We start from the raw sequence: 14,232 nt of genomic DNA on the forward strand, positions 1-14,232 counted from the left end.
ATCTGCTCTCGCTTTGATGACGTGTGCGTGGGCCGGAAACCGCCGTCGTCGAAGTCATCGCGGTGATCCGGTTCAGCGGTAGCTGAATTCGGCTCGGCGATTGAGCTGATAGCCCTCCTCGGTGGTTTCGAGCGACGCTGGTTTTTCCAGGCCCCAGCTGATGGCTTCGATGCGCTCGGCGGGTACGCCGAGCTGCGTGAGCGTGCGCTGTACCGAATCGGCACGGCGCTGGCCCAGCGCGAGGTTGTACTCGCGGCCGCCGCGCTGGTCGGTGTGGCCTTCGATCACGACCCGGCTCGCCGGCCGGTTGCGCAGGAAGCTCGCATGCGCCTCGACGATGTTGCGATCGCCCGGCCTGATGTTGTATTTGTCGAAGTCGAAGTAGACGATCTTCGGCACGCCGACCGGTCCGTTCTGCGGCGGCGGCGGCGGTGCCGGCTCCACCTTCGGCACCGCGGTGGCGGCCTTGTTCGAGTAGTAGTACGTTGCATCGTCGCGGCCCGCTTTCGGGGCCGCGCAACCCACGAGGGCTGCGCCGAGGGCGACGATGGTCAGTGTGCGGAAATTCTTTTTCATATCGGTCCTTTCGAGGGACAGGCCGGTGGTGGCCTGTCCCTGGTGCTGCAGCAGCTACTAGCTCCCTCGCCCCTCTTCCTTCTTTGTCTTTTAGTGATCAGCCCAGCAGACCATGAAGGATGTTCGTCACGGGCGACGCGGCGTGCTCGACCAGGCTGGTGATCGGGGTCACGACATCGGTCACCAGCGGGGTGACTGCATGTTCGACACCGTTCACCACGCTGCTGACGGCGTCTGCCACCGGAGCGGTGGCCGTCGTGGCACCGGCCAGGATGTCGGTCACCGGAGCCGTCACGTCGTGCACCGCGCTCGTCGCGTTCGAGACGATCGGGGCCACGGTGTCGGTCAGGCCGCTGGCGACCGAGGTCACCGGCTGCAGGATGTTGGCCACCGGGCTGTCGGTGCCGGTCAGGCCGCCGAGCAGGCCACCCACCAGACCGTCCTGACCCAGGAGGCTGCCGACGAGGCCGTCGTTGCCGAGCAGACCGCCTACCAGGCCGTCGTTGCCGAGCACACCGCCGAGCAGGCCACCGGCGTCGCCACCGGTCACGCCGCCAAGCAGGCCACCCACCAGGCCGTCGTCGCCGAGGATGCCGCCGAGCAGGCCACCGGTGTCGCCACCGGTCACACCGCCGAGTACGCCGCCCAGCAGGCCGTCGTCACCGAGGATGCCGCCGAGCACGCCGCCGTCGCCACCGGTCACACCGCCGAGTACGCCACCCAGCAAGCCGTCGTCACCGAGGATGCCGCCGAGCAGGCCACCGTCGCCACCGGTCACACCGCCGAGTACGCCACCCAGCAAGCCGTCGTCACCGAGGATGCCGCCGAGCAGGCCACCGTCGCCACCGGTCACACCGCCGAGTACGCCGCCCAGCAGACCGTCGTCACCGAGGATGCCGCCGAGCAGGCCGCCGTCGCCACCGGTCACGCCGCCGAGTACGCCACCCAGCAGACCGTCGTCACCGAGGATGCCGCCGAGCAGGCCGCCGTCGCCACCGGTCACGCCGCCGAGTACGCCACCCAGCAGGCCGTCGTCGCCCAAGACGCCACCGAGGAGACCGCCGTCGCCGCCGAGCACACCACCCAGCAGACCGTCATCGCCCAGGACACCACCGAGGAGACCACCGTCGCCGCCGAGCACGCCGCCCAGCAGACCGTCGTCACCCAGGACACCGCCAAGGAGGCCGCCGTCGCCGCCGAGTACGCCGCCCAGCAGGCCGTCGTCACCCAGGACACCGCCAAGGAGGCCACCGTCGCCGCCGAGCACACCGCCCAGCAGGCCGTCGTCACCCAGGACACCGCCAAGGAGGCCACCGTCGCCGCCGAGCACACCGCCCAGCAGGCCATCGTCACCCAGGACACCGCCAAGGAGGCCGCCGTCGCCGCCGAGTACGCCGCCCAGCAAGCCGTCGTCACCCAGGACGCCACCGAGCAGGCCGCCGTCGCCGCCGAGCACACCGCCCAGCAGACCGTCGTCACCCAGGACACCGCCAAGGAGGCCGCCATCGCCGCCGAGCACACCGCCCAGCAGGCCGTCGTCACCCAGGACACCGCCGAGGAGACCACCGTCGCCGCCGAGCACACCGCCCAGCAGGCCGTCATCACCCAGGACGCCGCCAAGGAGGCCGCCGTCGCCGCCGAGGACGCCGCCAAGGAGGCCGCCGTCGCCGCCGAGGACGCCGCCAAGGAGGCCGCCGTCGCCGCCGAGGACGCCGCCAAGCAGGCCGTCGTCACCCAGCACCCCGCCGAGCAGGCCATCGCCCCCCAGCAGGTTGGCCACACCGTCCGTCAGGTAGTCGACTTGAGCCGTGACACCGTTCAGCAACGCGGCCGTCGTGTTCGCGCCGAGCAGTTGATCTGTCAGCGGGCTCAGCAGGCCGGAGGCACCGCCCGCAACCTGGCCAACGAGGCCGTCGACCGGGTCGAGCACGTTGGGGTCGTTCTCCGTGAAGCTGGTGCCGAGCACCGGGCCCAGCAGGCCGTCGACCGTGTCGGTCAGGCCGTCCGCGACGCCGACAACCGGCCCGAGTACGTTGCCCAGGCCGAGCCCGCCCAGCAGGCCGGTGTTCAGGCCGTCGGCCAGGTTGCCGAGCACGCCGTCGGCCGGGTCGAGCAGCGCCGCGCCGGTGCCCGGGGTGCCGCCACCGCCGATGCCACCCAGCACATCGCCGAGCAGACCGCCAAGCAGGCCGTCATCACCCAGCAGGCCACCGACCGGACCGTCTTCGCCAAGCAGGCCGCCAACCAGGCCATCCGGCCCGAGCAGGCCGCCAGCGAGGCCGTCGCCGCCGAGCACGCCGCCCAGCAGGCCATCGTCGCCCAGTAGACCACCCACCAGACCGTCGTCACCGAGCAGGCCGCCCACGATGCCGTCGCCGCCCAGCAGGCCGCCGACCAGACCGTCATCGCCCAGCACGCCACCCAGAAGGCCATCGCCACCGAGCAGGCCACCCACCAGACCATCGTCGCCCAGCACGCCGCCGAGCAGGCCGTCGTCGCCGAGCACACCGCCCAGCAGGCCGTCGCCGCCCAGCACGCCGCCCAGGAGTCCATCGCCGCCGAGCAGACCGCCGACGAGGCCATCGTCACCCAGCAAGCCGCCGACCAGACCGTCGTCAGCGAGCAGGCCGTCGAGCGCGCCGCCCAGGAGACCGCCTTCGCCACCGAGCAGGCCGCCCAGCGGGCTGTCGGAGATGAGGCCGGAGATCGCGCCGTCCTGGCCGAGCAGGCTGTCGACCAGGCCACCGTGGCCCAGCAGCTCGCCGGTGAGGCCGCTGCTGCCCAGCAGACCCGAGAGGGCGCCGTCGCCGCCGAGCAGACCGCCCACGAGGCCGTCGTCGCCCAGAACACCGCCCAGTGCGCTGCCGTCGCCGAGCAGGCCACCCAGCAGGCCCTCGTCACCCAGCAGGCCGCCGGTCAGGCTGCCCACCGCGCCGTCGCCGAGCAGGCCGCCCACGAGGCCGTCGCTGCCCAGCACATTGCCGAGCAGGCCGCCCACGGCGCCGTCTTCGCCCAGCAAGCCGCCGACAAGGCCGTCTTCGCCGAGCAGGCCACCGACAAGGCCATCGTCAGCCAGCAGGCCTGACACCAGGCTGCCGTCGCCGAGCACGTTGCCGAGCACGCCGCCCAGGAGGCCGTCGTCGCCCACCAGCTGGTCGGTGAGGCCGCCGAGGCCGAGGGCGTCGGTCAGGCCGCTGATGATGCCGTGGTCACCGATCAGGTTGGTCAGGCCGTTGTCCAGCGCGTCGGTCAGGTAGTCGACCTGGCCCAGCACCGTGCCGAGGATGGCGGTCGTGGCGCCCTCGCCCAGCAGGTTGTCGAGCGTGGGGCTCAGGGAGTCGCCCAGCAGGCCGGTCACGCTGCCGACAGTGTTGTCGATAGGGTCGAACTGGTTGGGATCGTTCGGCGTGAACTCGCTACCGAGCACCGGAGCGAGCACGTCGTCGAGCGTGTCGGTCAGGCCGTCGACCACGTTGTTGACCGGCGTGAGCGAGTCGCCAAGGCCGAGCGCATTGCCGAGGCTGTCGGTGACGTGACCGACGGCGCCGTCGCCTGGATCGAGGAGGTGGTCTGCGTCTGCGTCTGCGTCTGCGTCTGCGTCTGCGTCTGCGTCGGCATCGGCATCAGCGTCGGCGTCCGCATCGGCGTCGGCGTCGGCGTCGGCGTCGGCGTCGGCGTCGGCGTCGGCGTCGGCGTCAGCATCGGCATCGGCATCGGCATCGGCATCAGCGTCAGCATCGGCATCGGCATCGGCATCGGCATCGGCATCGGCATCGGCATCGGCGTCAGCATCGGCATCGGCATCGGCATCGGCGTCAGCATCGGCATCGGCATCGGCGTCGGCGTCGGCATCGGCATCGGCATCGGCGTCGGCGTCGGCGTCGGCATCGGCGTCGGCATCGGCATCTGCATCTGCATCACCGTCCGCATCCGCGTCGGCGTCAGCATCTGCATCCGAGTCGGCATCCGCGTCGGAGTCGCCCGGCGTGGTGGGCGTGGTCGGATTGCCCGAGCCGACGAGCAGCGGAACAACGCTGTCGCTGCCGCCGCCACCGCCGCTGAGGGCGGCGCCAAGCGCTGCGGCGCCCAGGGCGCCGAGAGCGAATTCACCCAGCCCGATGCCGCTGCCGGCAGCGAGCTTCTTGGTCACGGCCAGGGCAGCGGCATCTGCGTCGCTGTCCGGCGGGGTCACTTGCAGGTCGCCCGAGGCGACATCCACATTCACTTGTTCGAGGCCGCCCGGCAGCTTGGTCGAGCCGATGGTGGCGTCGGTGCCGCCGGTGAACACACCGGCCAGCGGGGCCTTGTTGGTGGCCGATCCGGGGAAGAGAACATTGGCGTGGCCGTCTTGCGGAACGATCACGCGGTCGCCGGCCATCAGAGTCTGATTGCCATCGACGGGAATGCTGACACCGTCGCGCATCACTGCGACACCCGGCGTGGCATTCGATAATGTGCCGATGCTGGACGGGCCAGCAGCTGCGGCGGGCGCCGCCGAGCTCAGCGAGGCAGGAGCGCCCAGCGGAGTGACGGTGGCCTGGGCAATGACCACAGGAGCGACGCCAGCGGCGGCAAGTCCTTCGGTCGAATTGGTCGATGCTTGTTGAGCGGTCATGGCAGCCTCTGTGACAAAAGATGCCTACTAAGGGGCAACTAGCGTGCCGCTTTTTTCGCGCCCCATGCCAAAGCGGTCCATGGCAATGCAACCTGTTGATTTGTATGGAGATTTTTCTTTAAGCGGGGGTTTCCACCGGGGTATGGAAACAGCTCGTAAGAAGGTCATTTGGCGATTCGTTACGTAACGATGTAACGCCCTGTACCCGGAACATCCGACACATCCCAAGCTCCCGAAGCCGCCTGCGAAACGGCTCGCAAACACGGCCCCCACACACGGCTCCCATCCCTCTTTTTCTTCTGCTCTATCTATATATGTTCAATCCCTCCCAGGAAGACGTGCGCCGCTTCTTCTGCGACGTGTACGCCAAGCACCGGCAGGGCCTGCCGATGGAAGCGCTAGAGACCATCGCGGCCGGCTGGATCGACGAGCACCCCGAGTACCACGAGGACCTTGTCGATGCCGACGCGGCGGTGGCGCGGGTGTACGACGGATCGAACGGGCGCGAGAACCCGTTCCTTCATCTGTCGATGCATCTGTCGATCAGCGAGCAGTGCTCCATCGACCAGCCGCGCGGCATCCGCCAGGCCGTCGAGCTGCTGGCAGCGCGCCGCGGCTCGCTGCTGCATGCGCATCACGAGGCGATGGACTGCCTGGGCCAGATGATGTGGGAGAGCCAGCGCGCGGGCCGGCCGCCGGATGGCGAGGGCTACGTGGCCTGCGTACAGCGCAGGGCCACGAAAGACTAGCCAGTTAGCCGCGAGAGGTTTTCCGGGGCCGCTGCGGCACCGCGCCCTGCTGCTTCGCAGCCTCGCGCAGCAGCGCTGCCATGGCGCCGCGCAGCGCCGAAGGCTCGGCATCGCTGCGCTGCAGCAGCCCGACCGGCTCTTCGGTGCCAGCTGTCTCGATGCGCAACCGCACGAGGCGACCGTCCGCCAGCTCGCCGCGCGCGGCGCCCAGCGGCGTGATCCATACCGCATCGGACACCGCCACCAGCGCGCGCGCCACCGCCACGTCGAGCGTCTGCAATGCGTTGGCCGGCAACACGAGGCCGCGCGCCGACAGGAAGCTCTCGGTGTTGTGGCGCGGGATCGTGCCCTCGCCGTACACCACCAGCGGATAAGCCAGCACCGCCTGCACCGACGCCGCCTTCAGCGCCAGCGGATGGCCCGCGCGCACGGCGAACACCAGCGGCTCGGTGTACAGCAGCTCGAAGCTCAGGCCGCCCATCAGGCGCGGATCGCTCATGCGGCCGACCACCAGGTCGAGCTCGCCGGCGCGCAGCTCGTCGAGCAGCGTGGGGTTGGCGGCGCTCTTCACCACGATCTGCACCGAAGGCCGGCTGTCGCGCAGCCGTGCGAGCGCAATCGGCAGCAGGGCCGGCGCCACGCTCGGCAGCGCGCCGATGCGCAAGCGCTCGACGCGCCCGCCAGCCGCCGGCGCCACGGCCTGCGCGCTGGCATCGAGCGCTTCGAGCACGCGCAGCGCATGCGCGAGCAGTTGCTCGCCGGCGGCCGTGAGGCCCTGCACGCCGCGCCGGCCGGCCTTGCTGCGCTCGACCAACCGCGTGCCGACAATCGCCTCCAGCTCGGAGAGCGTCTTCGACACGGCCGGCTGGCTCAGCGCCAGCCGTTCGGCCGCGCGCGCGAGGTGGCGCTCCTGCGCTACGGCAACGAGGCAGCGCAGGTGCCGCAACTGCACATTGCGCACGAAGTCCTGGCGAAGATCGGCGGAGTCTTTCAATGCCTTCTGGTTATTGAGAACGGAGCAATCTTCAATTTACATCATCGGATGCCGCTTCTAAAGTGGCGGCTTCCGGATTCGTCCCACGACAGGAGACAACGTACATGTTGACCAAGACCAAGGGCCCCTCGCCCATCCTCACCCCGCGCGACTGGGAAGCCCACCCCAGTTATGTCTACCCCGGCTACAAGTCCACCGTGAAGCGTGGCCCGCAGAAGCCGCTGATTCCGCTGAAGGCCTCGCTCGGCGAACTGCAGCAGCCGGTGTACGGCCACGACAGCATCGGCGAGTTCGACAACGACCTCACGCGCAACGCGCGCCGCAACGGCGAACCGCTGGGCGAACGCATGATCCTCACCGGCCAGGTGCTCGACGAGCGCCGCCGCCCGGTGGCCAACACGCTGGTCGAACTGTGGCAGGCCAACGCCGCCGGCCGCTACGTGCACAAGGTCGACCAGCACGACGCGCCGCTGGATCCGAACTTCCTGGGCGCGGGCCGCTGCCTGACCGACAGCGAAGGCCGCTACCGCTTTCTCACCATCAAGCCCGGCGCCTACCCCTGGGGCAATCACCCGAACGCATGGCGCCCGCAGCACATCCACCTGTCGCTGTTCGGCCAGAGCTTCGCGAGCCGCCTGGTCACGCAGATGTACTTCCCCGGCGACCCACTGATGCAGTACGACCCGATGATCACCGGCACGCCCGAGCGCTACCGCAACCGTCTCATCGCCGATTTCAGCCTCGACATCACCGAAGAGGGCTACGCACTGGGCTACCAGTTCGACATCGTGCTGCGCGGCGCAGACGAAACGCCTTTCGAGAACCGCTGAGCCAGGAGACACACACCATGTTGATGACCGCACAGGAAGCCGACTTCGGCCAGACCCCCTCGCAAACCGTGGGCCCCTACTTCGCCTACGGCCTCACCGCCACGCAGTACGGCTACGACTTCGACCAGCCCTTCGACGCCGTGCTGGCGCTCGACAAGGCCACAGGCCAGCGCATCCGCCTCGAAGGCCGGGTGATCGACGGCGACGGCAACCCGATCAACGACGCGCTGGTCGAGATCAGCCAGCCCGACGGCGAAGGCCGCTACCCGCAGACGCCCGACGAGGCGCGCGCCATGGGCTTTCGCGCCTTCGGCCGCGTCGGCACGGGCACCGCCGAAGGCAACCGCTTCGTGTTCCACACCGTGAAGCCCGGCGCCGAATCGCCCGGCGAAGCGCCGCACATCAACGTGATCGTGCTGATGCGCGGCCTGCTGCTGCATGCGTTCACGCGCGTGTACTTCAGCGACGAAGCCGAAGCCAACGCGAAAGACGCAGTGCTGCAGAGCGTGCCAGCCGATCGCCGCCACACGCTGATCGCCGAGCGCGTGGAGCAAGGCGGCGCAGTGACGTATCGCTTCGACATCCGCATGCAGGGCACTGACGAGACTGCCTTCTTCGACGTCTGATCTCAGGGAAATCCCGGACGCAAAAAAGCCCGCTCGCAGCGGGCTTTTTTGTTATGAGCGAAGCGCTTATTCGGCGCCGTGGTGAATGCGCGATTCGGGCACCGTCTTCAGTTCGCCGGGCAACGAGCTGATGTAGCTGGCCAGCGTCTTGAGCTCGGCGTTGGTGAACTTCTTGTCTTCGACCTGCTGGCCCATCACCGCATTCGAGCGGCCGAGGTGCGGGTTGTTCTTCACGCGGTACGACTTGAGCGCGACGAACAGGTAGTCGGCATGCTGGCCGGCCAGCTTGGGCACGGTGCCGTCGTTCGGCGTGTTGAAGTTGGCGCCGTGGCACTTGGTGCAGTTGTTGTCGGCGTTGCGGGTGATGAGCGCCTCGACGTTCGAGGGCGTGGCCTTGGCCAGCGTGGCCGGCGGTGCACTGCCGTCCTTCAGACCCAACTGGCTGTAATAGGCAGCGAGGTCGGCGATGTCCTGGTCGGTGAGCGTGTCGGCAATGGCACGCATGGTGGGATGCTTGCGGTCGCCGCCCTTGTATGCGGTGAGCGCGGCCGTGATGTACGTGGCGCTCTGGCCGGCGATCATCGGCACCTTGTGGATCTCCGGGAAGCTGGCCTGATAGCCAATGATGCCGTGGCAGCCCACGCACATCGCAACCTTCTTTGCTCCGTCCTGGGCCTTGCCAGTGACTTGCTGGGCTTCAGCCGAGACCGTCACGCAAGCGACAGCAAGGGCAAACATCGTGGTCAACAACTTGTTCATTTTGCGCGCACAATCTCGTGGAGAGTACAGTTTTTCGAATCAACATTCGATTATATGCAGGGGTCCCCTGGAACCCTGTGCAGGCCAACCCTGAGGCTGCACAACGCGTGTCGAGTGTGTTCTTTTCTCCACCCCAGCCTCCGTCTCACTCATCTCACTCATGAAATTCCAGGGCTCAGACAATTACGTCGCCACACAGGACCTGATGCTCGCGGTCAATGCGGCCATCACTCTCAAGCGCCCGCTGCTCGTCAAGGGCGAGCCCGGCACGGGCAAGACCATGCTGGCCGAGGAAGTGGCCCAGTCGCTCGGCCTGCCGCTGCTGCAGTGGCACATCAAGTCGACCACCAAGGCGCAGCAGGGCCTGTATGAATACGACGCCGTGAGCCGCCTGCGCGACTCGCAGCTCAAAGACGTCGACGGCGGCGAGCGCGTCAAGGACATCCAGAACTACATCATCAAGGGCGTGCTCTGGCAGGCCTTCACGGCCGACCAGCCGGTGGCATTGCTCATCGACGAGATCGACAAGGCCGACATCGAATTCCCGAACGACCTGCTGCGCGAAATCGACCGCATGGAGTTCTACTGCTACGAGACGCGCGAACTCATCCGCGCCAAGCACCGCCCCGTGGTGTTCATCACCTCGAACAACGAGAAGGAACTGCCCGACGCCTTCCTGCGCCGCTGCTTCTTCCACTACATCAAGTTCCCCGATGCCGAGACGATGAAGCACATCGTCGCCGTGCACTTCCCTGGCCTGAAGCAAGAGCTGCTCACGGCCGCGATGAAGACCTTCTACGACGTGCGCAACCTGCCCGGCCTGAAGAAGAAGCCCTCGACCTCCGAGCTGCTCGACTGGCTCAAGCTGCTGGTGGCCGAAGACATTCCGCTCGAAGCGCTGCAGAGCAAGGACGACAAGGTCGCCGTGCCGCCGCTGGTGGGCGCGCTGCTCAAGAACGAACAGGACGTGACGCTGTTCGAGAAGCTCGTCTTCATGCAACGCAACAACCGCTGAGTCCATGAGCCAGACGCCGCATCCCACGGGGCAGCTGATGAAGCTGGGCATTGCCCAGGCAGTGCTGTTCGTGCTGGGTGCGCTGCTCGGCCGCGGGTTGGGGCTGCTGCTGGGCCTCGATGCCTTCGGCGCCGCCGGCTACGGCAACAAGGAAATCTTCGGGATCCTGCTGATCGGCCTGGGCGGCGGTGGCGGGGTGCAACTGGCGCGCGCCTGGTACGTGCGCAAGTATGGCGATCCCAAAGGCTGAAAACACAAGAGAGTCTGAAATGGCGTTCGTCGAACCCGTCACGCTGAAGGCCCGCGGCATCGCGCTGGTGCCGCTGTCGCTGGCTCATGAAGAAGGCCTGCGCGCCGCAGCCGCCGACGGCGAACTGTGGAAGCTGCGCGTCACCTCGGTGCCCGAGCCGCAGGACACGCGCGCCTACATCGAGACCGCGCTGAAGACCGCCGACCGCTTCGCCTTCGCAGTGACCGACGAGGCCACCGGCACCGTGCTCGGCAGCACCAGCTTCCACGACATCCTGCCGGGCGTAAAGCGCGTGGAGATCGGCTACACGTGGTACGCCGCGCGCTGCCAGCGCACGCACGTCAACACCACCTGCAAGCTGCTGATGCTCACGCATGCCTTCGACGCACTCGGCTGCAACACCGTGGGCTGGCGCACCGACAACTTCAACTTCGCCTCGCAGCGCGCCATCGAGCGCCTGGGCGCGAAGAAAGACGGCGTGATCCGCGGCCACGTGATGCGCCGTGACGGCACCATCCGAGACACCGTCATGTACAGCCTGCGCGCGGGCGAATGGCCCGAAGTGAAGGCCCAGCTGCTGTACCTGCTCGACAAGCCGCGCGGCTGAAACACAAGGAGCGCCCATGCTCATCGACTTCTTCTACACCCTGCGATCGGCCAAGCTGCCGGTGTCGGTCAAGGAATACCTCACGCTGCTCGAAGCCCTGCAGGCCGACGTGGTGGGGCCCAACTCCGACGGCGCCTACGGCATCGACGACTTCTACTACCTCTCGCGCACCGCGCTCGTGAAGGACGAGAAGCACTACGACAAGTTCGATCGTGCCTTCGCCGCCTACTTCAAGGGCGTGGAGATGCTGACCGACTTCACGAAGGAAGTGCCGCTCGACTGGCTCAAGAAGACGCTCGAACGTGAGTTCACCGCCGAGGAAAAAGCCAAGATCGAGAAGATGGGCTGGGACGAGCTCATGGAAACGCTCAAGAAGCGCTTCGAGGAGCAGAAGGAGCGCCACGAGGGCGGCAGCAAGTGGATCGGCACCGGCGGCACCTCGCCCTTCGGCAACGGCGGCTACAACCCGCAGGGCATCCGCATCGGCGGCGCGGGCAAGAACAAGAGCGCAGTGAAGGTGTGGGACCAGCGCGCCTACAAGGACTACGACGACACGCAGGAGCTTGGCACGCGCAACATCAAGGTCGCGCTGCGCCGGCTACGCAAGTTCGCGCGCGAAGGCCACGACGAAGAGCTGGACCTCGACGACACCATCCACTCGACCGCGGCCAATGCCGGCTACCTCGACATCAAGATGCGGCCCGAGCGCCACAACAACGTCAAGGTGCTGCTGCTGATGGACGTGGGCGGCACGATGGACGAGCACATCCAGCGCGTGGAAGAGCTGTTCTCGGCCGTGAAGACCGAGTTCAAGCACCTCGAATTCTTCTACTTCCACAACTGCGTGTACGACTTCATGTGGAAGAACAACAAGCGCCGCTTCTCCGAGAAGTTCGCGACCTGGGACATCCTGCGCAAGTACAACAAGGACTACAAGCTCATCTTCGTCGGCGACGCCACGATGAGCCCCTATGAGATATTGCAGCCCGGCGGCAGCGTCGAATACAACAACGAAGAGGCCGGCGCCGAGTGGATCCAGCGCCTGACGCACACCTTTCCGAAGTTCGCGTGGATCAACCCCGAGCCGCAAGGCGTATGGCAGTACCGCCAGAGCATCGCGGTGATGCAGCAGCTCATGTCGAACCGCATGTACCCCCTGACCCTGCGAGGCCTCGAAGACGCGATGCGCATGCTGTCCAAGTAGGACGAAGCCATCTGTATCCGGACGCTTCAGGAACCGGCGAATCTTGCTGTCAGAATCCGCCCATGGTCAGGGTGGTTTCAGTTTCTTCGCCGGCATGGTGGCCGGCTTTGCTTTTTTCCGGCGTCCTGCTCTTGCAAGGCTGCAGCCTGCTGCCGAAGAAAGATGCGCCCGAAGACAACAAGCCCGCGGCCGGCCTCGTGCGCAGCGGTGCCGCCGACAGCACTGCCGCCACTGACAACGGCAAGGACGACGACAAGAAAAAAACCGACAAGCGCGACGCCTTCACCGTCGACGTGCGCGGCCCCGAGGCCGTGCGCGACTACCTCAAGCTGCACCTCGAGATCCAGCGCTACCGCGAGCTCGACGACCTCGGCGCCACCGAAATCTCCCGCCTCATGGTGGCCGCCGAAGCCAATGCACGCGAGCTGCTCGGCACCATGGGCTACTTCTCGCCCACGCTGACGCTCGAACTCAACGAGACACCCGAAAGCACCAAGGCCCCGCGCGAAATCGTCATCACCGTCTCGCCCGGCGAGAGCACCAAGGTGAGCAACGTGCAGATCAGCTACGGCGGCCCCATCGCAAACGACGCAACCGCCGAGGCGCAGCGCGATTCGATCCGCACCAACTGGGCCCTGCGCGCCGGCCAGCCCTTCACTCAGCAGGCCTGGGACGATGCCAAGACCACCGCGCTGCGCAGCCTCACGGCCAAGCGCTTTCCCACCGGCAGCATCGAGATCAGCCGCGCCGAAGTGGACGCCGACCGCAGCGAGGTCCGCCTCAGCGTCACCTACCAGTCAGGCCCGGCCTACAAGTTCGGTCCGCTCATGCTGCACGGCATCCAGCGCTACGACCCCGACGGCGCGCGCCGCATCGCGCGCCTGCCCAGCGGCACCGACTACGACCAGCAGAAGCTGCTCGATGCCCAGCAGCGCCTGGCCAGCAGCGGCTACTACGACTCGGTGTTCCTCACGCTCGATACCGAGAGCGGCAACCCGCTGGCCGCGCCCGTGATCGCGCAGCTGCGCGAGGCACCGCTGCAGAAGGTGGTGATGGGCGTGGGCTTCACCACCGACAACGGGCCGCGCCTGTCGATCGACCACATCCACAACCAGATTCCGCTGCTGGGCTGGCGCTCCGTCTCGCGGCTGTCGGTCGACAACGACATCAAGTCGCTCGGCACCGAGTGGAAAGCGATTCCCGACGACCGGGGCTGGCAATGGTTCTCGGGCGCCGAACTGAAGAGCGAGCAATCGGGCAGCTACGTGGTCGACAGCGGACGCCTGCGAGGCGGGCGCAGCAAGTCGGGCGACCACATCGACCGCAGCTACTTCCTGCAGTACGACTATGCGCAGAACCGCGGCATCAACGCACCGCCCTCGGCCTCTGCCGTGACGGCCAACTGGGGCTGGACCGGCCGCTATTTCGACGACAACGCGTCGCCCTCGCGCGGCTTCGGCCTCGCGCTCGAGGTGGCCGCGGGCTACACGCTCACCGGCGAGCAGACGCCCTTCACGCGCACCTACGCGCGCTGGCTCGGCGTGCTGCCGCTGGGCTCGGCTGACGACAAGGAAGCACGCGCGCGCCGCAGCCGCCTGCAGCTGCGCGTGGAGGCCGGCGCGGTCTCGGCAAAAGACAGCGCGCAGATCCCGTCCACGCTGATGTTCCTGACCGGCGGCGACACCACCGTGCGCGGCTACAGCTACAAGCAGATCGGCACCGTGCGCGCCGACGGCCAGACCGTTGCGGGCCGCTACCTCGGCGTGGCCAGCGTGGAGTGGCAGCGCCCCTTCGTCTACAACGGCAAGCTCACCGAATGGGAGAGCGTGGTGTTCGCCGATGCCGGCGCCGTGGCCGACAAACCCGGCGAGCTCAAGCCCAAGGTGGGCGTGGGCGTGGGCGCGCGCTGGCGCAGCCCCGTGGGGCCGGTGCAGGCCGACCTGGCCTACGGCGTGGACTCGAAGAAATTCCGCCTGCACTTCCGCCTCGGCTTCACCTTCTGATTTT

At 67.6% G+C, this 14,232-nt stretch carries 12 protein-coding genes; 8 read left to right on the forward strand and 4 right to left on the reverse strand.

Annotation, left to right across the window (positions count from 1 at the left end; translation table 11 throughout):
- Positions 1-72: 72 nt before the first annotated feature.
- On the reverse strand, positions 73-576 hold the full coding sequence (gene pal, locus BMW87_RS25825; protein ID WP_093057541.1) for a peptidoglycan-associated lipoprotein Pal: 504 nt from the start codon (positions 574-576) through the stop codon (positions 73-75).
- A gap of 97 nt (positions 577-673) precedes the next feature.
- Positions 674-5,191, reverse strand: a complete 4,518-nt coding sequence (locus BMW87_RS35185; RefSeq protein ID WP_256216914.1) for a hypothetical protein — start codon at positions 5,189-5,191, stop codon at positions 674-676.
- 314 nt (positions 5,192-5,505) lie between these two features.
- Between BMW87_RS35185 and BMW87_RS25835 the strand changes: the two genes are divergently transcribed.
- On the forward strand, positions 5,506-5,940 hold the full coding sequence (locus tag BMW87_RS25835) for a DUF1841 family protein (protein WP_093057539.1): 435 nt from the start codon (positions 5,506-5,508) through the stop codon (positions 5,938-5,940).
- Positions 5,941-5,944: 4 nt separating this feature from the next.
- Here the strand turns inward: BMW87_RS25835 and BMW87_RS25840 are convergent, their stop codons facing one another.
- The gene (locus BMW87_RS25840) at positions 5,945-6,934 is read right to left on the reverse strand and encodes a LysR substrate-binding domain-containing protein (protein ID WP_093079730.1); all 990 of its coding nucleotides are present in this window, start codon (positions 6,932-6,934) and stop codon (positions 5,945-5,947) included.
- A 104-nt stretch (positions 6,935-7,038) separates the two neighbouring features.
- On the opposite strand from BMW87_RS25840, the gene pcaH reads away from it, so the two are divergent.
- On the forward strand, positions 7,039-7,764 hold the full coding sequence (gene pcaH / locus BMW87_RS25845; protein WP_093057537.1) for a protocatechuate 3,4-dioxygenase subunit beta: 726 nt from the start codon (positions 7,039-7,041) through the stop codon (positions 7,762-7,764).
- Between the two features lie 17 nt (positions 7,765-7,781).
- On the forward strand, positions 7,782-8,390 hold the full coding sequence (gene pcaG, locus BMW87_RS25850) for a protocatechuate 3,4-dioxygenase subunit alpha (protein ID WP_093079733.1): 609 nt from the start codon (positions 7,782-7,784) through the stop codon (positions 8,388-8,390).
- Between the two features lie 66 nt (positions 8,391-8,456).
- Here the strand turns inward: pcaG and BMW87_RS25855 are convergent, their stop codons facing one another.
- Positions 8,457-9,149 carry a c-type cytochrome gene (locus BMW87_RS25855; protein ID WP_093057535.1) on the reverse strand — a complete coding sequence of 231 codons (693 nt, stop codon included), beginning with the start codon at positions 9,147-9,149 and terminating at the stop codon, positions 8,457-8,459.
- A 160-nt stretch (positions 9,150-9,309) separates the two neighbouring features.
- Here BMW87_RS25855 and BMW87_RS25860 point away from each other — a divergent pair, with 160 nt between their 5' ends.
- The 5 genes from BMW87_RS25860 (at position 9,310) to BMW87_RS25880 (ending at position 14,228) form a co-directional block, all read left to right on the forward strand.
- Entirely contained in the window at positions 9,310-10,164 is an 855-nt protein-coding gene (locus tag BMW87_RS25860; protein WP_093057534.1) for an AAA family ATPase, read from the forward strand.
- A gap of 4 nt (positions 10,165-10,168) precedes the next feature.
- Positions 10,169-10,414 carry a hypothetical protein gene (locus BMW87_RS25865; protein ID WP_093057533.1) on the forward strand — a complete coding sequence of 82 codons (246 nt, stop codon included), beginning with the start codon at positions 10,169-10,171 and terminating at the stop codon, positions 10,412-10,414.
- Positions 10,415-10,433: 19 nt separating this feature from the next.
- Entirely contained in the window at positions 10,434-11,021 is a 588-nt protein-coding gene (locus BMW87_RS25870) for a GNAT family N-acetyltransferase (RefSeq protein ID WP_093079735.1), read from the forward strand.
- Between the two features lie 16 nt (positions 11,022-11,037).
- Complete coding sequence (locus BMW87_RS25875) at positions 11,038-12,225, forward strand: vWA domain-containing protein (RefSeq protein ID WP_093057530.1); 1,188 nt, start codon at positions 11,038-11,040, stop codon at positions 12,223-12,225.
- A 62-nt stretch (positions 12,226-12,287) separates the two neighbouring features.
- The gene (locus BMW87_RS25880; RefSeq protein WP_093079738.1) at positions 12,288-14,228 is read left to right on the forward strand and encodes an autotransporter assembly complex protein TamA; all 1,941 of its coding nucleotides are present in this window, start codon (positions 12,288-12,290) and stop codon (positions 14,226-14,228) included.
- The last annotated feature ends 4 nt before the right edge of the window (positions 14,229-14,232 follow it).

Origin of the sequence: Variovorax sp. OV084 (assembly GCF_900111625.1) — a bacterium.
In the GTDB taxonomy this organism is placed as follows: Bacteria; Pseudomonadota; Gammaproteobacteria; order Burkholderiales; family Burkholderiaceae_C; genus Variovorax.

Excerpts from the sequence above, each read along its gene's own strand:
- BMW87_RS25875 (WP_093057530.1), top strand. The coding sequence starts at position 11,038 with ATGCTCATCGACTTCTTCTACACCCTGCGATCGGCCAAGCTGCCGGTG.
- pcaG (WP_093079733.1), top strand. The coding sequence starts at position 7,782 with ATGTTGATGACCGCACAGGAAGCCGACTTCGGCCAGACCCCCTCGCAA.
- BMW87_RS35185 (WP_256216914.1), bottom strand. The coding sequence starts at position 5,191 with ATGACCGCTCAACAAGCATCGACCAATTCGACCGAAGGACTTGCCGCC.
- pal (WP_093057541.1), bottom strand. The coding sequence starts at position 576 with ATGAAAAAGAATTTCCGCACACTGACCATCGTCGCCCTCGGCGCAGCC.
- pcaH (WP_093057537.1), top strand. The coding sequence starts at position 7,039 with ATGTTGACCAAGACCAAGGGCCCCTCGCCCATCCTCACCCCGCGCGAC.
- BMW87_RS25855 (WP_093057535.1), bottom strand. The coding sequence starts at position 9,149 with ATGAACAAGTTGTTGACCACGATGTTTGCCCTTGCTGTCGCTTGCGTG.
- BMW87_RS25870 (WP_093079735.1), top strand. The coding sequence starts at position 10,434 with ATGGCGTTCGTCGAACCCGTCACGCTGAAGGCCCGCGGCATCGCGCTG.
- BMW87_RS25835 (WP_093057539.1), top strand. The coding sequence starts at position 5,506 with ATGTTCAATCCCTCCCAGGAAGACGTGCGCCGCTTCTTCTGCGACGTG.
- BMW87_RS25865 (WP_093057533.1), top strand. The coding sequence starts at position 10,169 with ATGAGCCAGACGCCGCATCCCACGGGGCAGCTGATGAAGCTGGGCATT.
- BMW87_RS25880 (WP_093079738.1), top strand. The coding sequence starts at position 12,288 with ATGGTCAGGGTGGTTTCAGTTTCTTCGCCGGCATGGTGGCCGGCTTTG.
- BMW87_RS25860 (WP_093057534.1), top strand. The coding sequence starts at position 9,310 with ATGAAATTCCAGGGCTCAGACAATTACGTCGCCACACAGGACCTGATG.